Annotated in this window: 19 protein-coding genes; 4 read left to right on the top strand and 15 right to left on the bottom strand. The window is 43.9% G+C overall.

Annotated elements, in window-relative coordinates; translation table 11 throughout:
- Positions 1-67: 67 nt before the first annotated feature.
- The gene (locus tag AC1VYS_RS13165) at positions 68-1381 is read right to left on the bottom strand and encodes a hypothetical protein (protein WP_482914616.1); all 1314 of its coding nucleotides are present in this window, start codon (positions 1379-1381) and stop codon (positions 68-70) included.
- Positions 1382-1551: 170 nt separating this feature from the next.
- Complete coding sequence (locus AC1VYS_RS13160; protein WP_482914985.1) at positions 1552-2601, bottom strand: 2,3-butanediol dehydrogenase; 1050 nt, start codon at positions 2599-2601, stop codon at positions 1552-1554.
- Between the two features lie 372 nt (positions 2602-2973).
- On the opposite strand from AC1VYS_RS13160, the gene AC1VYS_RS13155 reads away from it, so the two are divergent.
- Positions 2974-3999 (top strand): LacI family DNA-binding transcriptional regulator, encoded by a 1026-nt coding sequence (locus AC1VYS_RS13155; protein WP_482914615.1) that lies wholly within the window; start codon positions 2974-2976, stop codon positions 3997-3999.
- Between the two features lie 272 nt (positions 4000-4271).
- Here the strand turns inward: AC1VYS_RS13155 and AC1VYS_RS13150 are convergent, their stop codons facing one another.
- The 3 genes from AC1VYS_RS13150 to AC1VYS_RS13140 all read right to left on the bottom strand — a co-directional run bounded on the left by AC1VYS_RS13150 (position 4272) and on the right by AC1VYS_RS13140 (position 5763).
- Positions 4272-4538, bottom strand: coding sequence for a hypothetical protein (locus tag AC1VYS_RS13150; protein WP_482914614.1), 267 nt, complete (start codon positions 4536-4538; stop codon positions 4272-4274).
- Between the two features lie 102 nt (positions 4539-4640).
- Entirely contained in the window at positions 4641-5105 is a 465-nt protein-coding gene (locus tag AC1VYS_RS13145) for an SRPBCC family protein (RefSeq protein WP_482914613.1), read from the bottom strand.
- Between the two features lie 76 nt (positions 5106-5181).
- Positions 5182-5763 carry a TetR/AcrR family transcriptional regulator gene (locus tag AC1VYS_RS13140; RefSeq protein WP_482914612.1) on the bottom strand — a complete coding sequence of 194 codons (582 nt, stop codon included), beginning with the start codon at positions 5761-5763 and terminating at the stop codon, positions 5182-5184.
- A gap of 281 nt (positions 5764-6044) precedes the next feature.
- Between AC1VYS_RS13140 and AC1VYS_RS13135 the strand changes: the two genes are divergently transcribed.
- Complete coding sequence (locus AC1VYS_RS13135; protein ID WP_482914611.1) at positions 6045-7277, top strand: MFS transporter; 1233 nt, start codon at positions 6045-6047, stop codon at positions 7275-7277.
- Between the two features lie 86 nt (positions 7278-7363).
- Here the strand turns inward: AC1VYS_RS13135 and AC1VYS_RS13130 are convergent, their stop codons facing one another.
- The 4 genes from AC1VYS_RS13130 to AC1VYS_RS13115 form a co-directional block, all read right to left on the bottom strand.
- Entirely contained in the window at positions 7364-8476 is a 1113-nt protein-coding gene (locus AC1VYS_RS13130; protein WP_482914610.1) for an HD-GYP domain-containing protein, read from the bottom strand.
- Positions 8477-8829: 353 nt separating this feature from the next.
- Positions 8830-10665 carry a UbiD family decarboxylase gene (locus AC1VYS_RS13125; RefSeq protein WP_482914609.1) on the bottom strand — a complete coding sequence of 612 codons (1836 nt, stop codon included), beginning with the start codon at positions 10663-10665 and terminating at the stop codon, positions 8830-8832.
- Between the two features lie 284 nt (positions 10666-10949).
- Positions 10950-12884 carry an S-layer homology domain-containing protein gene (locus tag AC1VYS_RS13120; RefSeq protein WP_482914608.1) on the bottom strand — a complete coding sequence of 645 codons (1935 nt, stop codon included), beginning with the start codon at positions 12882-12884 and terminating at the stop codon, positions 10950-10952.
- Between the two features lie 68 nt (positions 12885-12952).
- A complete protein-coding gene (locus AC1VYS_RS13115; protein ID WP_482914607.1) occupies positions 12953-14392 on the bottom strand; it encodes a dockerin type I domain-containing protein in 1440 nt (479 codons plus the stop codon).
- A 586-nt stretch (positions 14393-14978) separates the two neighbouring features.
- On the opposite strand from AC1VYS_RS13115, the gene AC1VYS_RS13110 reads away from it, so the two are divergent.
- Positions 14979-15308 carry a hypothetical protein gene (locus tag AC1VYS_RS13110; RefSeq protein WP_482914606.1) on the top strand — a complete coding sequence of 110 codons (330 nt, stop codon included), beginning with the start codon at positions 14979-14981 and terminating at the stop codon, positions 15306-15308.
- Positions 15309-15457: 149 nt separating this feature from the next.
- Here AC1VYS_RS13110 and AC1VYS_RS13105 read toward each other — a convergent pair whose 3' ends face one another.
- The 4 genes from AC1VYS_RS13105 to AC1VYS_RS13090 all read right to left on the bottom strand — a co-directional run bounded on the left by AC1VYS_RS13105 (position 15458) and on the right by AC1VYS_RS13090 (position 19068).
- Positions 15458-16750, bottom strand: coding sequence for an amidohydrolase (locus AC1VYS_RS13105; protein WP_482914605.1), 1293 nt, complete (start codon positions 16748-16750; stop codon positions 15458-15460).
- A 73-nt stretch (positions 16751-16823) separates the two neighbouring features.
- Positions 16824-17117: a hypothetical protein gene (locus AC1VYS_RS13100; RefSeq protein WP_482914604.1), complete on the bottom strand. Its 294-nt coding sequence runs from the start codon at positions 17115-17117 to the stop codon at positions 16824-16826.
- A gap of 87 nt (positions 17118-17204) precedes the next feature.
- Complete coding sequence (locus AC1VYS_RS13095) at positions 17205-18317, bottom strand: saccharopine dehydrogenase family protein (protein WP_482914603.1); 1113 nt, start codon at positions 18315-18317, stop codon at positions 17205-17207.
- Positions 18301-19068 (bottom strand): class I SAM-dependent methyltransferase, encoded by a 768-nt coding sequence (locus AC1VYS_RS13090; RefSeq protein ID WP_482914602.1) that lies wholly within the window; start codon positions 19066-19068, stop codon positions 18301-18303. Before AC1VYS_RS13090 ends, AC1VYS_RS13095 begins: the two co-directional genes overlap by 17 nt.
- Positions 19069-19201: 133 nt before the next feature.
- Here AC1VYS_RS13090 and AC1VYS_RS13085 point away from each other — a divergent pair, with 133 nt between their 5' ends.
- On the top strand, positions 19202-20341 hold the full coding sequence (locus AC1VYS_RS13085) for a helix-turn-helix transcriptional regulator (RefSeq protein WP_482914601.1): 1140 nt from the start codon (positions 19202-19204) through the stop codon (positions 20339-20341).
- Between the two features lie 156 nt (positions 20342-20497).
- Here the strand turns inward: AC1VYS_RS13085 and yidC are convergent, their stop codons facing one another.
- The gene (yidC, locus tag AC1VYS_RS13080) at positions 20498-21430 is read right to left on the bottom strand and encodes a membrane protein insertase YidC (protein ID WP_482914600.1); all 933 of its coding nucleotides are present in this window, start codon (positions 21428-21430) and stop codon (positions 20498-20500) included.
- The gene (locus AC1VYS_RS13075; protein WP_482914599.1) at positions 21367-21717 is read right to left on the bottom strand and encodes a hypothetical protein; all 351 of its coding nucleotides are present in this window, start codon (positions 21715-21717) and stop codon (positions 21367-21369) included. Before AC1VYS_RS13075 ends, yidC begins: the two co-directional genes overlap by 64 nt.
- Positions 21718-21747 lie beyond the last annotated feature (30 nt).

Raw genomic sequence — 21747 nt, 5'->3', positions numbered from 1 at the left:
GATCGCCTTTCCCGGTCACCAACAATGTAGATGCAGCATAATATATAATCCATAATCTTCCTTATTCTTAATTCGAATTTACAGGAATATCATCTCGTTTCGCTCGCAGCAGTTTACCAGAAGAAGTTGACCCGACATCGGGATCCGTACCCAAGCCAAAATAAAAATCACCATCATGCTCTTCAAATGACTTGGCGTAGGTATCCTGCGTAAATCGCAAAATTTCACTCCAGGTTGTCAAATCACTTGATTGATAGACCCTGTTCAAGTAAAGATTGCTCTGTTTGCGGGTATACGTTAACACGTACACTCTATCATTACGCACCAGCAAATCTGTGGGCAATGCATTCGAATCAGGTAGATCGACACGCCTAGCCTGATTGATATCTGTCATCACATTTAATGATTTGGGCAGCAATTGACTGTCATTAAACACACCGCCAGCAATATACACCAGCTTGTTGTTAAAATTAATATTTTTACCGATTTTATTATAAGGAACCGTGCCTTGCTGATAGGTTAACCCCGGTAACATTTTATTGCCGTAAATGACCACATCTCTTTTTTCCAAACGATCATTAATCTCCAAAATATTTGTCTTGTCATTCCATATTTTATTGGCAGGATACATCATCGCAGAGGCATATAATTTTCCATTGATTTCGAACAGAGTATATGCTCTGTTGCCAAGCGAATTAATGGTAGCAAATTGCTGCCAGCTTTGTCCTTCATTATGCGAGATTAATACCGTTGGTTTGGTTTCCGTACCAAGTGCTGCGAACATCTTACCTTTATAATATGCAAGATCATAAACATGCACACCTTTTGGCAAATTACGATATTTGGTCCACACCTCTCCATCCAGGCGATAGAAATTGCCCCAATCCCAGCTCTCGCCATGAGAGTCATGGCCAGGGATATACAGTTTTCCGTTCAATACTTTATAGAGATCAATCTGCTCTTCATCCACGTACATTTTCGTCGAAGGTATAATGCTTGGGTTGCTGTTCGTCACCGCCTGTGTCTCAAACTTGGCATTCGCTGCATCATAATATACGACGGGTATAGGTCCAGCATTTTGTGCAGGTCCCGCATTACTGCTATTACCATGACCCAGGTATATTTTTCCATTGTAAAGCTGCATGTCCCAGATGTTATTGGCGTACGGCGCTTTATTAAAGGGTCTTCCGAGCAATTCAAGCTTGCTTGTCACGTCAACCGATTGAATCGGTGCATTTGACACCTGAACATCTCCTCGCTCTGTTGCCACCGGTCTTGTAGCTGGTGTATTCGTCTTTGGCTTGGAGTTCCCCATTAGCATCCAACCTGCGCCGGCGACAAGAGCCAGTACGATCGCTGTCCATGTAGCTTTTCTTTGCATGTCCGCTTCCTCCTTCAACTTGATCACTTTCAAAAATTCAAAAAAGATACAAATTGTATCTTTTTATAGTATGTAAAAGGTGCTAACACTGCAACAAATTTCGCCCTTTTCAGCAAAAAAAAGTAGACTCTCACATCCGAAGATATGATGTCTACTATGGGATTTGGGGGTTATTCTGCTTTAACCAAAATTTTCACCTGATTTTTTTCTTGAAGCAATGCTTCAAAGCCGTGTTCTACAACGTCATCCAGTACAATTCGTTTGGTAACGAGCTTCTCCGCCGGAAAAAAACCTTTTTCCATTAAGCGAATGACAGCCGGAAACACATCGCGATAACCAATAATCCCGTTCACTGTTCGTTCTTTCATCACTATAGAGTTGGGCTGAATCGGGGCTTCTTGTTCAAAAATACTTACAATCATCAGTTCGCCACCAATACGTGTGGAGTCAATGGCTTGTTGCAACACACGCGGGACACCCGTTACTTCGTAGGCTACATTCACTCCACCTTGCGTGCGCTGGTGAATCTCCTCAACCACGTCCACTTCCGTAGGGTCAATCACAATTGCACCCAGCTCTGCTGCTTTTGCTTTACGCTCCGCTGACAGCTCCACAACATAAATATCGGATGCTCCCGATGCCTTTAGCGCTTCAATCACGAGCAACCCAATTGGCCCTGCCCCAAATACTGCCGCAGTGTCGCCAACGTTAAGTTTACTCTGGCGCACAGCATGAAGTGCTACTGCAGAAGGTTCAACCAGCGCACCCTGTTCGTAGGAAATTGAATCTGGAATAGCATGAACCATGTTCTCATCTGCTGTAACGTATTCCGAGAAACCGCCTCCGCCTCCGGCCAGACCCAAAAATCCCATCTTATCACACAGATTGTATCTGCCCTGTTTACAAGCTTCACAATGACCGCATGCATAAATTGGCTCTACAACTACACGGTCACCAGCCTGAAAACGAGTCACGCCTTCACCAACTTCAACCACCTGACCGGAAAATTCATGCCCCATAACAACAGGTGCTTTCTCCCCTGTTAAGGGATGTGGTAGTTGAGCGGGAATAAAGATAGGCCCGGCTGTATATTCGTGCAGATCGCTGCCGCAGATCCCGCACCATTCCACTTTTATTTTCACTTTCCCTTGTTGAGGCTGCGGTTCAGCAATATGTTCCAGTCGAAGATCTTTGACACCATGCCATCGCAATGCTTTCATTTCATTCATCTCCCAAATGATTAATTCGTATAATTTCGGAAACGTTTCCGTAAATTAAATATGTCACATTTGAGATACACTGTCAAACAAATCTATCCATAAATATGTCGATTTCGTGTGCAAACCCGTCGATTAATTTAATAATTTGTTCTGAATTGGAGAAAAATTAACCCTTTTCTTATCAGATTCCCTTCATCCTTAATGATTTATTAGAAAAATAAACATAAAGATGCATAAAATTACATTGTTTTCTGATAGTTGACGGGCTACTGGACTGCTCCAATGGTATAATCAAGTTATCTACATACCTTGCCTAACATACATAAACCGAAAATACGGAATCGTTTCCGATGAAGTGAGGTCAATTATAAAGTGAGTAAAGAACAAAAAATCACCATTAAGGATGTTGCTGAACGCGCTGGGGTCGGAATCGCAACCGTATCGCGGGCTATTAACAACTCAGATGGAATCAGCAGTGCAACGCGGGATAAGGTCATGCACGCGATTGAGGAGCTAGGTTTTGTGCCTAACACATCGGCACAGAGTCTCAAAATACGTCAAACGCACCAGATTGCACTCGTCGTTCCGGACATTCGCAATGCCATCATTCCCGAAATCTCTTGGTCTGTTGAACAGACGGCAAAACAGCATGGATACCATGTTGTGCAGATTAACACAGCAGGCAATGCCAGAACAGAGCTTGAAACGATACGTAATGTTAAAAAGTTACACGTCGACGGCCTTATTTTCATGCCGCTTGCTTATCCCAAAACACTACCTGGACTGATCGACAAGGCTCCTCTTCCGATCTCGATCATTAATTATGGAAAAAAACTTGAGCCGGACATCAAGGCAGACATTGTTTCTTTATCACAGCTTGAAGGAAAGCTCGTCATGGATCACCTGTTCAAAATTGGCCGGACCCGGATTGCTTATGCCGGAGCCCCTAAAGACATTATCGAGGATCGTTATCGTGCTTATGAGCAGGCTGTCGGTCATGTGGATATCTCCCTTGTCTACTTCGGCGAGGATTTCTCACTTAGTACGGGGGCAAGTGCAGCAGACTATTTCTACGGCTTGACCCATATGCCGGATGCGGTCTATGCGATCAACGATATGGTTGCGATTGGACTTGTAAACCGCTTTAAAGAATTGGGTGTACGAGTGCCTGAGGATGTTGCTGTAGTAGGCATTGATAACAATCAATGGACAACCGTATCATCGCCCCAGATCAGTTCCGTATCCATTATGGGAGAGGAAGTTGCTCGGCTCGCTACGGAACTGTTGCTTAAACGAATTCGTGAGATGAACACATCGGATTATGAGCATATCCAGTTTGAACCTCGCTTGATTGTCCGCGGGTCCAGCGTAGCCATGCTTCGTTCCTCATCACACTAGATGTGTGATATGGCACACCATGATTACGAAGTCACATCATGTTCCATTGATACGAGAACACTTGTTTACTTAGATACGAGGACACTAAATTAATATGGATACGTGGACACTTCAATGTTGCATAGATAGAATGTCACTCCAATCCATATATCATTATCGCAAAAGGTGCTGTAACAGGGATTCTTTACGTCTCTGTTATAGCACCTTTTCTTCATGATTATTGATTAGATTATTCATTTGTTGGGTCTCTCATTCTGGTGTCGCTCCATATTTCAGGCGAATAGAAATACAATGCCTTTAATTAGAAAAACCGTTAAGACTGCGATGACCATCACCTTGCCAAACGCTCGAATTTTCTTCACAAACAAATCTAATCGGGAATGGTTTACACTAAATAGAGACTCACCTATTGCAATTAATGCGACCGTTACAGCACAGGTGAGAACGTATTCCAAAATATTAAACTTTCCTGTTGCCAGCAGAAGAACACTAAATAAAAAAAACGCTACCATTTGGATTCGATTAAATATAAGTTGCATGTAACTCCCCCCTTACAAATACATACGTTACAAGCAAAGGTGGGGTTGTAAAAATTGTAAAAAATTCTTCCTTAACCTCCAAGCATACTCGCTTCGTTTATGTCATGTTTCCTCCTGCTCGAGCAGAACTTTCAATTTAGCATTACGGCTTTCCAGGAAAGCCTGCATATATTTTTTTAGAACAAGGCGCTCTACGGCCCATCCCAGCAATCCGAGAGGAGCTTCAAAGTACAAAGTATCTCTCATGCAAGTCTCACGTTCTCCACATACGCTAAAATGATGTTCGTGCCGCATGCTTTTGAACGCCCCCTTCTCCATCTGATCAACAAACAATGAAGGTCGCTCATAAAGTGTGATACGTGACTTCAACCGTTGTTTAATCCCAAAATGCGTGGCCTCAAAAGTAACCGTATCACCATATCCGATTGGGCCACTGATTACTCCTGCGACGGCTCGTTCTCGCGTGTGCTTCCACACCGTCTTTGTATGTATGTCAATGTCACGCGCCAGATCAAAGCAACGTTCAATCGGAGCTTGTATGATGGTTACTGTGGTTACCTCAATCATCAGCGGTTCCCTCCGTTCTCCCGAAATTCCGTTGATCCTTCGTGAAATCCTTATTTCAGTGAAAACATAGAGAGCGCTATCGCAACACAGCTAGCGCTGCCTGGATACTTTGCTCAATAAATGAACGTTCCGGTCCCGACTTCATTAGCACCGTTATTCCTATCATAGAAACAAGCAGAGATTGTGCCACAAGTCCAGCATTTAAATCTCCTCTTATTTCTCCACTTTGTTGTCCTTTTTCGAGTGCCTCTCTGAAAATAACGGCTAAATACATCTGATGCTCTCGTGATAACACGGCAAATTTGGGATCATGAGGAGCCAGTTCAACCATCGTGTTAATACAGAAACACCCGTGACTTGCATTACCTGTGCCCCCCTCTGTTGCAATACGCTCAAAAACAGCACAAAAAGCTTCTTTAACGGACTCTCCTTGACCAAGCATTGCTCTAATCTGTGCGGCATGGGAGGTCGTATATCTACGAAGGACAAGTTCAAATAATTCCTTTTTATCTCCAAAAGCTGCATATAAGCTGGGCCGTTGAATTCCCATTGCCGTTGTTAAATCCGTTAGTGACGTCGCCTCAAAGCCATTGACCCAGAATACATGCATAGCCGCATCAAGCGCCTGATCTGTATTAAACTCCCGTTTCCGAACCATAACACCGCTCCTTTTTTTATTGAACAGTACAATTATATTTTAACCTAACGCATTGAGAAGTCAAAATACCTGTAAGTCATACCACTCTTCTTCCCTTCAAAAAAACAGTTTGAAAGGATAATTTTTAAACTTTTATAACTTATTCCCCGAATAAACCTTAAATCATTTTTTGAAATCATTATCCTCATTGACATTTATACAATAAAAATATAATGTTAATTCCTATCATAATATACTGATTGGTACAAAATAATTTTACATTCGAAAGGATAGCGATACAAATGCAACGTTCTTTTCAAGATTCAGAAATAAGCACTTCGACAAAACAGAGTATGACAAGCACACTGGCTTGGGTGTTTGCAGTTTGCAGCGGTCTTTCCGTAGCGAATATTTACTATGCGCAACCTTTGCTGGATTCCATTGCACTAGAGTTTGATTTGTCTACTGCAACCATCGGCTCTGTTATTACAGTTACTCAGATTTGTTATGCATTGGGTCTGTTAATGCTTGTTCCGCTTGGAGATCTGGTTAACCGCCGCAAACTGATCATCATACAGATGCTTTTTTCGGCATTTGCTCTAATTGTTGCAGGCACTTCTTCTTCAGAATCAATTCTTTTCTTAGCTATTGCGATGGTTGGGTTATTAGCTGTGATCACACAAACATTCGTTGCTTACGCAGCCCATTTGTCTTCCGAGTCCGAACGAGGTAGTATCGTAGGCCGGGTCACCAGTGGTATTGTCATTGGCATCCTGCTTGCCCGATCTGTCGCCGGTTTAATGAATGACTGGTTGGGCTGGAGATCGGTTTATTTATTTTCTGCTAGCCTAACGTTAATCAGTTTATTTGTATTGATGCGCATGCTGCCTCACCAATCATTCAAAGCATCTAAACTTGGCTATTTTCAATTGCTTGGTTCCACGCTGCGACTATATGCAGAGTTACGTGTTCTTCGAATGCGAGGCATCCTTGCCATGTTCATTTTTATGGCGTTCAGCATATTATGGACTGCCGTAGTATTACCACTCAGCGCGCCTCCAATCTCGTTATCTCACTCACTTATAGGCGCTCTTGGCTTTGCAGGCATTGCTGGAGCACTCGCTGCCGCCAAAGCAGGTCAACGGGCAGATCGTGGTTTAGGACAGAAAACAACTGCCATCTCTCTTATTCTTTTAGTGTTATCCTGGATTCCGATTGGATTGTTACATACTTCTTTATGGTTCCTGGTTGTCGGTGTAATTCTGCTCGATCTTGCTGTGCAGGCCGTACATGTGACCAATCAAAGTCTGATCTATCAAGTCCGCCCGGAAGCTCAAAGCCGATTAACCGCATCCTATATGATCTTCTATTCTATCGGCAGTGCAATTGGCTCCTTAGCTTCTACACAAGTATATGCCTGGTCAGGCTGGAAGGGGGTATGCTGGTTAGGTGCAGGTGTCAGTACCGCGGCTTTGTTGGTATGGGTCGTGGATCGTCTGTCTGATCGGCGGGTTCCAGCCAAGCGTAATGGTTAACTATGATTGGCAGCTTTTCCTCACTAAAAAACGAGCTTCTCATCCAAGGACAAGAGGCTCGTTTCAACGGTCTTCTTTTTCGTGACTCAAATCAATAATTCGTTAATGGAAAGGGTGCGTTCTTTGGAGAGATCACGGTACTCTTCGGACTCCACTTTGATAAGCGGTTTGAAAATATCGGACGCATTGTTCATAACAATAACACCCTTCTCTCCATTGCTTAGCAGCACCTGTTTGCCAATAAAGTTAGGCAGCAAATGCTGCATTAGCGCTTGAACCGCCTTTTCATTCAATTTACCGAATCCCATGCCATAGATATCCCTGAGATTGTTGATCAGGTTCGGATTACTTGCTCCATGTTTACCGGTCCGCATACCAATGTAAATATCAGCTACGGACACAATTTGGGTATACGGATGAATCTCACCTTTTCCGAGTTGCATTGGATAGCCTGAGCCATCTTCTCGTTCATGATGCTGCAAAGCTACAAGCGCCGTAACTTCGTCTGTCATCGAATTTTTAATAATTTCATGTCCGTAGATGGTATGGCGTTGCAATTCAAGCTGCTCGTCCACCGTCAATGGCTCTGTTTTATTCCGGATTCGAAGTGGGACTTTACATTTGCCGATATCGTGCAAGTATCCTCCGCGACTGATCTTGTAACATTCTTCCTGAGAATATCCGAGCCAGCTAGCAATATAGAAGGATAATAGACCTACCTGAATCGAATGGGTGTAGTTGTTAACGTCATCACGTTCCAGCATCATCAGGAGATGTACAACGTCCTTTTGCTCATCAAGTCCCTCCACCATCGGTTGCAGAGCATCATCCACCATCGTTGCATTAAACTTGCCTACCGTCAGCGCTTCCAGAAACGCATTCTGATAATTATGTACAGTTTGAAGGAATTGAGACTTCATCTCTTCCTCAGGAGGTTGTTCACCCGTGCTTGTGCTGCTTGTTGTACTGTTACTTTTTGATTCCGCTGCATGTTTCATAGATGCTGCAAAGAACTCCGCTTCGGTAATTCCTTCATCACGCAATTCAATATCTACGTAATCCACACGATGCTGCATGAGCAAGGTAATATCCTCACTTCGAATGACAGTCCCCTTTCCGAGAATGTGCAATCCTGCATCACTAAAAGTATCCGCTGTCAGACGGTCCCCGTCTTGCAGGTTCATAATATGGATTCTCAATCGGAACTCCCCCTGAACAAATGATTATAGTTAACAGCACCCAGACCTTCGGGGCCAAGACATACCTATACATCTTATATCGTATGAAACTAACATTTCTTACATAGTCCAAATGACCTTAATCATATAGGCAAACATGAACATCTAAGACTTTATCCTCATAGGCAATACGGTATGATCCCGGGTTTTATTTTCGCGTATACGAGATTTCATCAAGACACGCCCTAAACAAAAACAAACTCATCAAAAAAGGAAGCCCGAATAACTCGTTTGGACTTCCTCACTTTGTATCAGCATCTTCTGAAAAAGTTACTTGATATATCGAGAACTATATAAGACGTTCCGATAACTCCTTACAATTTAATGGATTCCAGGCTTGCTCCTTTTACGAAAAAACGTTCAATCCCTTTCTCCACAGATGCATCGGGAATGAGCGGCGGTGCCTGATGTGGTTTCACCCGCGCATCAATAATGATCTGATCACAGCCCCAGTGCTTGTGATTATAACTGCTGTTCACTCCGTACATGTCATGCGACGGGTTGCTGCGCGTAAACGTAGCCCATAAGAAGTTGCTGAGGTTTGCACTCAGGAACGAGCTGTCGTCACACACAATAATCATCGGGCATGCTTCCAATCCCCCACGTTCATGCAGAACATCCGCGAAGTCTTTCATATCCCTTGCCGTGTCAGCATAATTCGTGAAAGCAGTTGTCTGAATCGAAACCACACCCGGCATAATCAGTTGTGGATTTTCATAACCGCGAATATTTTTCAACGACTCCGGCACTTCCTTGCACAGATCACGAATCTTGTCACCGTAAGCGGCCAGTACAACCTTACTACCACTATTCAGCCCCGTACCGGAGTAATCTAGTGTATCAATCGTTGTATGGGTATGAAAATGTATATCACGCTGCAAATCCATTCTTTCCAGTATATAAGTCAGGAATTCAACTTCCTTATGTGTATCGAGTGGCTGCTGATCTTCGGCTGTAATAAACAAATATTTCGCCAAGCTGAGTTGTCCTGTCCCCAAAATTCGGTTAGCAATAGTCAGCAACTCGGTTGGCTGCTTCACATCCGTATAAGGGGTGTAACGTTCACTGCCAATGGCAAACAACAATGGATGTACACCAGCAGCATCCACGGCATGTACCTCTTTAACACCCGGAATTTCCTGTTTGATGGCATCTCCCGTAATTTCATGGATCAAATCACCAAATGCCGTATCCTCTTGCGGCGGACGACCTACAACCGTAAACGGCCAGATTGCGTTAGGTTTGGCATATACTTTATGCACACGCATGAGCGGAAATTCATGAGTCAAGCTGTAATAACCCAAATGGTCGCCAAAAGGACCTTCTGGCTTGGTTTCGCCTGGGTAAATCTCACCGGTAATCACAAAATCCGCGTCATTACTGATGCAGTACCCATCCTTGTAGCTATATCTGAAACGACGTCCGGCAAGCAGGCCGGCAAAAGTCATTTCACTTAAACCTTCTGGCAGTGGCATCACTGCCGCTAACGTATGTGCTGGCGGCCCACCGATGAAAATGCTGACCTTCAACGGTTCTCCCTTTTTCACGGCTTTGGCCTGATGGATTCCGATTCCGCGATGAATTTGGTAGTGCAGACCAATCTCCTGATTCATTTCATAATCGTTGCCACTAAGCTGTACACGATACATGCCCAGATTAGAATTCATAATGCCCGGTTTGTCCGGGTCTTCTGAATACACCTGCGGCAAGGTTACAAACGCCCCTCCATCCATCGGCCAGTGTTTGATCAGGGGCAGATCCGAAATCTGAATCTCCTGCGCCGATACCGGAAGGCTGATGGATTTTTGTTTCGGCAATGCCTGCCAGGCGGCAAGTCCTGTTTGAATATGCTTGAATGGTGTTTTGAGCGCCTTCATAGGATCGTCTCGCACATCCATAACCCGCTGTACACCTTCCAGTGTTTCACGGAACATGAATTTGCTACGTTCAATGGTGCCGAACAGATTCGATACGGCTTTGAACCTGGAACCTTTTACATTTTCAAATAATAGCGCAGGCCCTTTAGCCTTATGCACTTTCATATGAATTGCAGCCATCTCCAGATTCGGATCTACCTCTTCCTTAACCCTGATCAGATGACCATGCTGCTCCAGGTCGTTAATACAATCTTCCATATTGCGATATTTCATCGGATGGCTCCATTCTATATATTATAAAATCGCTAGATTATGTTCATATATTCACATAGACGCGTGAGAAGCTTTTTCTATCAAAAGTGTGCTGAGGCGTCCCTTCTATATTATCAAATGATCTGCCGCTAAACAAAGCTTTCGTTAAAATTCGGATTACACGGACGTAATTTGTTGTTAGAAATCAAAAACACCTGTCGTTCATTCAACGATAACGTTAAACGAACGACAGGTGTTCCATGTTGATAGAATTACCTTTTAATAAACAATCATTTCGAAATTAATTAAATCAATCCGGCTTTTGCCAGCAAACGTTTCACAATAGCTGCCGTCTGCGCACGGCTAATGTCAGCGTCTGCCATCAGTTTCCCGTCAGCACCTTGCACTAGACCTTGCTTAATCGCTGATGCTACAGGCTCTGCAGCCCACGCTTGGACTTTGCTGCCATCACTGTATGAACCCAGCAGGTTCGCAGTTTCGGATGCATCCGCTTTGGCCAGGTCTACCAGTTTCATCGCACGTGAGACGATTGTCATCGCTTCAGCACGGGATATTTCGTCGTTTGGACGGAAGCTGTGATCCGTGTAACCGGAGATCAGTCCGTAGGAAACTGCGGTTTGTACTTCATTTTCATACCAGCTATCTGCGTTCACGTCTGTAAATGTCGTCGTTACGGCACTTTCAGGAGAATGCAAACCAAGACCTCTGAGCAAAACAGCGGTAAACTCTGCACGTGTAATACTGCGGTCCGGTGCAAATGTGTTATCTCCTGCACCTTCTACAACCAGACGTGAAGCCAGATCCTCTACATCCGTGCGACTCCAGTGATTGGAGATATCCGTGAACGTTGCCGGGTGGTAAATCAACGCATACGTACTGTTTGTCAAGCTGTTAATTACCGCGGAATCATTAGTTGTACCTTTGATCACTTTAGTTGGCACATGCAGCATCGTAGCATCCGCCTGAAGCACAACACCCGTGGTAATCTTGGAGCCGTCAGTGTCTTTAGGCAAGGTGATCGTGCGCTCTACATACGAATTGAAGCGATTCACATCAACCTGTTGTCCTTGGTAAACGGCTTTGACTTCGAAATCAACCGGAGCCGCAATTACCGTTGTATTATTCATTTTGCTTGCTGCTGCCTCAATTGCTGCTTTCTTGGTGTCATTGCTTGGTATGATGGAAATTTGGAACTTTACATCTTCCAAAGATGCTGAGCCACCAAGCTGTCTTACGATCTGATCGACCTTGATTTGACTGGCTGGAAGGGTATACGTTCCTGTATCCGTTTGGATAACAACCTGTGCATTGCTGCCTTCCATTGTTTTGACCAGTTTACCGTTCAATTCACCAACGACCGCGTTCGTACCTGTGCCTGTAACTGGAAGCAACAACGTACGAAGTCCGTTCCCCACTTGATTAATCACTTTATTGTTATCTACATGGATCGTTGTTGTTACCTTGTTATCTAGCGTTGATGTTGATGCCGTTGCCGACTGCTCCTGCTTTTGTCCGTTCACGTAAATGTCCACACCTTTAGTTGCCACTGGAGTTGAAGATGTGGTTGGTGCAGATGTTACTGGAGATGGCGCTGCTGAGCCCCCACCTGATGAACCCGTCGAAGGCGAGCTAGAGTTACCGCCTGAGTTAGCTGTTGTAATGGTGATTGTTCCACCTAACATTTCAGAAGGTGGGCTCTCATCTACATTATTAACACGCCAGTGCTCACTGTCAGTTTGATTAGTAGTCAGCTTTGTTTTTCCTGGAGCAGCGCCGATTTTAGCCTTTATCTCCAGATCAAACATTTGCTCGCCTGTATCAATTAGATGATTGTTACCTGTTAAATCCACCCAGACAATACGCACCCAGCCTTCGTTGTTATTGATATAGGACTCGAACTTAGGCATCATTTCTTCCTCTGAAAAAGATGCAATGGTACTGTATGCTTTAGGTGTAATGCGCAATACTTCTAAAGTATTCATATCAAAATTAATCTGCATATTATATGCTTTTACCGGATACTCAGCCTGTTTCAGCGTTACTGGCAAATGGACCGTTTTCCCCGCCTGTACACTAACATCGGTAAATTCAACTTGAGAGGTCTTGGCAGTGTAAGCACCAGCTGATCCAGGCACAACAAGCGATGATAATAACGTCAGCATGATCAGACCAGACATTGTTTTTTTCATTTTTGGACGTTTCTTTTGGGGTTGAAGCATGTAATTAACCCTCCATATCTAAATTAATATTGTTAGATGATAATTTTTGAAGCAAGCTAAAATTTTAACTAGTGTGGTACCTGTGTTGTAAATGTCCATGGAACACCATTTTGTTCTACAATAGTCCCTTGCATATAAGCCTTATCAGCCTTAGATCTGAAAGCGTCTCCAGAGATTTCAATTGAATAATTTTTATCGTATTTTAAACCATGGTTGAAAATATATACTTGATTATCAACTACCCCATAAAAAGCTGCCGATGAAATCTTGTAAGACTGCTCAATTTCATCATTTGTCAGGTTCCTAATGATAATACTCGAGTCACTGTCTAAATTCGCTTCCACTGGTTGGCTATACGTAATAATAAATGGTTGATTCACGTAAACTTCTGTAGAACCATTCGATGGCGAAAGATTTACGATATCACTCTGCTTTATCGCAACAGTTGACTCACTACGAATGACTATCGGTTTACCTTGAGGACGATCAGATGAATACGATTGAGGCGTAACCTGTAAAAAGAGATATTTCTCTTGCTCGGTAGCAGTAATCTTATATACGGCTTCAGTAGCTCCTATAATTTCTGTTTTATCTAATCCACTTGCTTCGGAACCCCGATACCATTGATAGAGCATCGATCTGGGTGTATCACCGTCAGGATCATAGAATTCAATGTGACTTGCTAAAGTAGCGCCTACTTTCAAATCCCCATATAACTTACCATTCAACGCATAAGGCGCGTCATCGACTTGCTTAAAAGTTAGCACATAACTATTATCTTTAGCACCAAGTGAACTGTTCGCGTAACCACTCAGCAAAGCATCCATGTCAGCCAATTCTAGTCTACCGCTTCGATCCACATCCGCCTGATTCATCTCTACGTCAGAGAAGCCACTACGGGTTAACATGTTACGAAGGTAACTATGTAGTAGAACCGCATCGGCAGAATCAACCTTATCATCACCGTTCAAATCTCCTCTTTTACTGATGTGAAGCTGGATATTGTCTGTGACGATTTCCTGAGGCTCTAAATCGGTAATGATATTTTGCGACTCTGATTCTATCAGGCTAAGTTGCTGATTAGGAATATAGTTTGCCTGTAACTTTATGTTGATTACGCCGCTTCTATAAGGTATGACTACCAATTGATTTCCTTCTATATATACGTGTGCTATTTTGGGTGCGTCCAGTTGATATACATTTTGAGCAACGGCGCTGATCCCACTAAACTTCCCTTCTGGAAAATGAGTGCTCAGATCAATCGTTATTCTATTATCAGTTTGCACATTAATTGGTACTAGAGGTGAATTCGTATCTTTTGAAGAACGATTTAACCATTGGATATCATCATTAAGTACAGGCCCTGAAATTTGGATACTTGGACCAGGTGCTCCTGCTACTGGAGGAAGTGATCCGGCTAAAGGTAAAGCAATACTTAATCCAAGCGCGGCCAACATGCTTTTTTTCATGATCGGCTTTAATTTTTTGTGTTTATTTTTCCCCTTCAATTCATGTTCCTCCTCGTGTTTATCTCATTTTTGTATAGATACATAGCAAGTATAACGACCTATTCTGAACGGATTCTGAACAGGTCCATAGAACTATTACCAGTTAATATTCGACAAAAAACGCCATGGGATAAGCTCCCATAGCGTTTTAACCATCAAAAAATTTCCATTTTCGATTCATTTCTTGAAAAAAAAATTTCAATACGAGCAGATTCCCATGTGGCACTCATTACTAAACATATATTCCCACCAATCCATATATACCATCAACAAAATATGTATTCCAATATATTACATGTTATACTTCATATTAATATAGTAAATTGCACTGCCAGCAGTTAGCTCAAGTTCAGAACATATTACCGACAAAGAGGAAAATTAACAAATTTGGTTCTTTGGACAGGTCATTTGAGGTAAATGCTTAGAGAAAGGCGGTTATATTATAAAAAAACGAATTCGAATTATACTCATTATTTTCTTCATTAGTTTTATTGCGCTGTTCATCTTTTATAAATTACCTTATAACATTGAACAAGATTATACAGCTAGTACATTAGACGGAGAAACGATTCAAATTCAAGTTGAGTTGAAAGGTTATCGCAATTTTTTTACACCTACCTGGTTTAAAGGGATCATGGTCATTGATCATCAGGTTTACGATGTTTTTGAGCCTGACAGAGCAGATCGTCTAATGACTCAGATAAAACAAAAAATGAATGGAGACATTTATTTTCCAATGATTGCAAATAAAAATCGAACAAAGTCGGATGATTTTTATATCATTCTATGGACTGATCCTAAATTTAATAAATTATATTTTATTCACGCAAAAAATGATTCTCGCTATTTTGCCCCAGCAACTAACGCTTCATCTGCTAATCAAGTTTCGGATGAAATGCAGCAATACTTGAAATGAAATATAACAAGTTTTAAGGAACCTTTACTCTCGCGCAAGTAAAATACACTTATCTGAGCAGGCATCCGGTGAATGACCCAGCCATAACCGGGAGCCTGCTCAGTAAACTTCCCTTTAGTAATTCATTTAATGAAGAAAATCCCGAATATTTAAATCCCTTCCACAATTCGCTTCGCGCGAATGTTTACTTCCCGATATAACTCATCCTCATCTATGGTAAGCAACTTTCTGTCCTGCATCAAGATCTTTCCGTCCACAATGGTAGTATGCACATCTGCTCCATTCGCGCTATAGGCCAGAAGCGACTCTACATTATGAACGGGTTGCAAGTGAGGTTTAGCAAGGTCAATCAGAATGAGATCTGCCTTATAACCAGGTGCCAGCAACCCTACTTCATTCTGTATTGAAAGCAATTTCGCACTCCCACGGGTTGCCATATCAAGCACTTGACGTGCTGGAAGCCGGGTTGGATCACCGTAGTCCAGTTTTTGCAGCCAGCATGCAGCCTTGATTTCTTCGAACATATCCAGTGTTGTTGCACTCCCTGCCCCATCTGTCCCGATTCCCACCGTAATACCTTCGGCGATCATCGCCTCTACCGGGGTGATACCACATCCAAGTTTCAGGTTACTAACCGGATTATGAGCGACACCGCCGCGTATGCCCTTCAGCCTGCTAATGTCTTGTGGATTCAGATGTACTCCATGAGCCAGTAGCACATGTGCTCGCTCAAACATGCCTGCTTCCTCCAAATACTCCGTCGGTGTCATACCATAACGGCTACGAACCTTCTCTACCTCTTCCTTCGTTTCGGCCAGATGAATGTGTAGTGGAGTATCGCCCTGAACAGCCATCGCAATGACCTCACGTAACGGTTCCATCGGGCAAGTGTAAGGAGAATGTGGCCCATACATCGTTGTGATTCGACCATTCGCTTTCCCTGACCAGCGCTGCACCAGGTCGATCGCTTCCTGTAGCCTGCGTCCTCCATCATCCTCCATAAAAACCATGCCACGTGTCAGTGATGCACGTATTCCCGTTTTGTTGACCGCTTCCGCAATCTCATTCATATGGATGTACATATCGGCAAAGGCGGTCGTACCGGAACGAATCATCTCTGCAATGCCCAATTGGGCTCCCCAGTATATATCTTCGGGTGTCATCCGTCCTTCGGCAGGCAGCATCTTGCGCTCCAGCCAATCCATCAACTTCAGGTCATCCGAAAAACCTCGAAGCAGGCTCATAGGTGAATGCTGGTGAGCATTCACAAGACCAGGCATAGCTAATTTATTTCGACCGTCGATCACGTTATCCTCAGGCTTAGGCATGATTTGACTGGCGATCTGCACGATCTGATTTCCTTCAATACGAATATCTCCCGTAAACGGCGCTTCGGCTTCTTGCATCGTTAGAATCGTCGCTTGCTGAATCAAAATGCTCATGTACTTACACTCCTCTGGATTGGATATATTTATCACCAAACCAGCGTAAGGCTTCACGTAGCGGCAAGGTCAATCATTTTATTCGAGCAGTCGCCACTTGATGAAACGTTTGGATAAATGGCCTCGGGTCGATCTCCACCATATACGGATACACTCCTGTACTTGTATGCAGATAGAAAAATCCACCTTCATCTCCCATCCGGCGAAAAGACATATCAAATACTTCCGTAATCAGAAACTCCCTGTATTTGGTCACGATTCGATCCGGGTAAAGGGTCATGGTACGGGCATTCATCTCAAATTCCTGCGAAAGGCCAGTCACCTCTCGCTGTACTCTGTAATAAGGCAGTACGGCGATACAGTCCATGTTCTCCCTCCAATCGTGCTTGATCTATAGTTCCATCATAGCAGATTGCAGTCTACGGACAAAAATATCTCAAAAGGGTTGCATCCATCAGTCATGTTTATAAATCTTCGTTACCACATTTAAAGGCTGAACCAGTTCTTCCTGAATATCTTGTAAGGAGAAACATTGTTCCACATGATATACCCCCGGCTCTCGTGGGTCCACGTAAAGTTTTGTCGCCACAGCTGCGGCCACCTCTGCTGTTATAACGGCTTCTTTTTCGCCAATAACAAGTTGTTGTATATCGATCCGTTCTGCATTTCGCCACCCTGACACATCGACTTTTACAGCAAACATCGGCTTGCCTCCAGGAATCAAAGCAAATGCTTTTACTGCCATCTCACGAACCCAGGCAAAACGCAACAGCTTCAGCAGCCCCGCTCGTCTGGATATCGACAATGCTCTGGTAATCCAGCGAGAATCCAAACATAATCGCGTTGACACGTTCGGGATACGAAGTGTTCGGGATACAGCCTGTTGATCTGAAAAAGGGAATCGATAAGCCCTATGCCGTCCCAGCCCCTCCCCAAAATCAATCGATTTGCCGCCGCTCAGACTTTGTACTTCGACTAACTCTCCTTGCTGCATGATTTCATAATTGGCGTTCATATGATCTACCGTCCATTCAACAGCGGCCTTGCCATGTTTTTCTCCAAGACCGAGCATCACCGTGATGTCCGTCTCATCCACTTGATCAAGTTGCCCAGCTGCTTCACGAACAAGCAAGTTAGTCACGCCGGGTGACAATCCAACACTGAGAATTGCAGTTGATCGGGAAGATTTCATCATCGAATCCAGTCGCTCCACTTGTTTTAGAAAATCAGCCTTGGCAGAAATATCGATATAATCTGCTCCGGCTTTGGTACAACTTTCAACGAACCGGGTATCGTTCTGATCTACACACATGATGACAAGTTTAACGTTTTGCAACAGTGCAGGGTCTACCCTTTCCATAATATTCAGTTGCATCGGCTTCACAGCCCCACCCGTCTGTTGACTGAATTGTTCAGCGCGTTCCCGGCGTGTACCTGCAGCCCATACTTTGCCCGGAAAAACCGCTGCGAGCTGAGTACAGATCATCTGTCCAACTTGGCCATATCCACCAATGACCCAGATTCGATCCTTCAAGTTACCTTGATCCATATTAGTCTCGGATTGCATAATATCCCTCCACCCAGAATGCCCCGAAATAGCGGGTTATCCGGGAAAAACCACACTCCGCGAGCAAACTCACCAAGGTTTCAGCAGATACGGGATCGGATGTTCGACCGAGAGATGCGGCAAAACGCTCCCATTCCTCGGCAAGCACACCTGCTTTCAGCATATGTTCTTGCCATGCCTTCATCATGACAGGATAAGCCGGAGAATCCAGGTCTGCATTAACAGATGCAAGAATTAGCGGTGCTCCGGGTTTGAGCCTTTTGGCGAGGTGCAACAAAAAAGTCTTTTTCGCTTCCTGACCTTGAATAAAATGAAGCATTAACATGCTCGTTGCCCCGTCGTACATGAAATCTTCAGGTATTTGTTCGATCGTCACAGAGAGAAGTTTGACCCGATTCTTGATACCAGCTTCTGCTACTCTTTTTTCCGCCAACGCCAACATGGAATTAGAGGTATCCATGCCTGTCAACAACCAGTCAGGATGTTTTGTGCCCAGCAAAGTGATCTCTTTTCCGCCTCCAGCCCCAGTAATTAACACCCTATTTTCGTTGTTATCTGCCATTGATACTTGGAGAAGATTTTCCATCAGGTCATGCATATGAACATAACCCGGTATTTTAAGCGCTATAGATTGTTCATAACGAACGATGTCGGCGCTATCCCAGCTCATAGCTGAACGGTCATCCGACTGAATATAATCTGTCATTTCATCTCGTTTTTCAATCCGTGTACCATCTATATGATCTTTCATTGCAACTGCACTCCTCTTCATTTCGATGTTAGACTTGACTCTGTATTCGTCTAATTTCATTATAAAAGGATACAGACAGACTACTATCCCATAAGTGTGGGATATTAAAGTACTTGGGAAGGATTGAATCCACTTGACAGACCTGATCGCTCAACAGAATGTACACCGGATTACTTCCCTTGAAAAAGGTAACTGGACCTCTCGCACCTATCGGGAAGCTGTTCTTAAGCAAATACAAACGGTTATCGCATATGATGCCTATTGCTTCACCACCGTAGATCCTTCTACCCTTCTCTCTACAGGCGCTGTGACGGAAGATGGCATTGAAGCCATTCATGATCAGCTATTTATCAATGAATATATGGAAGAGGACCTCCATAAATATGCAGATTTGATCCAATCCGGTCAGCATGCTGCCATTTTGTACGCTTCCCTTCAATCGCGATCTGAGGCAAGTACACGTTATACAAATATTTTGCAGCCTGCCGGATTTGGGGATGAGCTTCGGGCTGTGTTCGTGAATAACGATGTTTGCTGGGGCTATCTCACGTTATATCGTAAACAAAACAGACCTGTATTCACCGAAGAAGAACGGTTGCTCATGCAGCAATGGACTTCCTCCATTGCATTTATGCTGCGAACGACCCGTCTTCTGCTCATTGAGGAGCTTCAAGGTGGAAGTCCACGAGAGCCTGGCATTGTTATTTTACGTGCTTCGCTTGAACTTGCAATGCAAAACTCAGCTGCACGTTACTGGTTATCTGAATTGCGCCGCTTGGAGCAAGTTGAAGACCATGTCCTGCCGCGCCCCCTTCGCGCGGTAAGCTCCCATCTGCTGCAATCCATTCGAAAAAGTGAATCTACAGAATCATGCAAATCAGATCGTCTGCAGTCCAAAGTATGCGTGCAGTTGGCGGACGGTCGCTACGTTATGCTTCAGGCAAGCGTGATGCAGCATGTAGATTCGAACGAGCCTTCGGACAAACCGGATCAAATCTCCGTTTGGCTTGAGCAGGCCATGCCTCAGGATTTACTTCCGCTCCTGTCTGAAAGTTACGCTCTATCCGCTCGCGAGCGTGAATTGCTCGCCTATGTACTGCGCAGCTATTCCTCGAAGGAAATTGCAGCGGCCATGCATATTTCAACCTATACCGTTCAGGATCATCTGAAGTCCATCTTTGCCAAAACAAAGGTGTCCTCCCGCCGTGAGCTTATCTGGCATTTTGTTTCCCGTTTTCAGTTATCCGGGGAACCGGAGATACCAGAAGTGTGAGTTATGTACAACAAAAGAAGCTTGCCCATAGGCACGCTTCTTCTGTTTGCATTACATATTTTTGATAATCCTAAACCCATTGAAGGGTTTGAATTGTTGAATAAACATCGATATTCATTATGCTCAACTCGCCTTACTATTGATCCGTATATCTAACTACGATTTGGCAGGTTTAGCTGAACGTTTGGCTGCACCTGCATTTTTCGTATTTTTAGCATTCTTCGTGTTTTTAGCGCCTTTGATGTGATCCGGCTTTTGCGTATTTATTTCTGTCACTGCAACTTCCTGTGGATGCTCTACAGGGTACAATTTGCGGAATAGCAACGTCTGTAGCACTAAAAACGAACCCCCAACTGTCCAGTACAGTGGCATAGCTGCCGGTGCCGAAAGCGAGAAAAATGCCATCATTAGCGGGGAGATATACCCCATTATCGCAAACTGTTTTCGCTGCTCCGGAGCCATATTCGCCTGTGATACTTTCGCCTGAATCAGATAAATGACTGCCACAACAACAGCCAGCACATAGTCAGGCGCTCCGAGCTTAAACCATAGAAACGAATGGGACGAAAGTTCAGGCGTCAGCCGAATTGCCGTGTAAATTCCTGATAGAATCGGGAGTTGAATCAACAATGGCAAACAGCCGATATTCAGCGGGTTGAACTTATGCTTTTTATACAACGCCATCGTCTCTTCCGATTGTTTCTGCCGGTCAGCCGAATCCGTCTTTCCCTCATATTTTTTCTTGAGCGCATCCAGTTCAGGTTTCATCGCATTCATAATGACGCGTGTTCCCTGCTGAGACTTGGCTTGGCGCATCATGAGCGGTAATAAGGCGAGACGAATAATCAATGTAATGACGATAATCGCAACGCCATAGCTTCCATTAAATAAACTGGCGATATGCTGAATCAGATACGACAGCGGAAAAACAACGTAATGATTAAAGAACCCTGGCGTTGATGAGTTAATCTCTGATACATTGTTACTGCATCCGGCAAGCAGCATGACCGCGAATAAAATCGCAATCAGACCATAGATCCGTCCCTTGCCAGACGTAAGTGTGAACCTCTTGTTTGTATTATTTTCCATGTATATCCTCCTTGTTGATTGCTTGATTCAAGTCTCAACAAGGAAAAACAGTCTGGTTCATCTTCATCCGGTGCTTCTTTTCGTCTGACCATGCGGCTCCAGTCTTCCGACCTGCGCTGTAAGTTCAAGCCAAGTGCCGGAAAAACTGGTTCGATTCCGTCCCCAGCGCCACCTTCCATCCAGTACTCCGTCATGCCACAGTGAAGATGGGCAATATAGGCGTAACTAACGGTGAAAATCAGACCAATGGAGAATATATACGGCAATAGCTCATGTAATTCAAACAAGAGATTCACCCCCTTCATACGTTTATTTTT

It is taken from the genome of Paenibacillus sp. G34, assembly GCF_056856875.1.
This window is presented reverse-complemented; position numbering and strand designations above follow the sequence as displayed.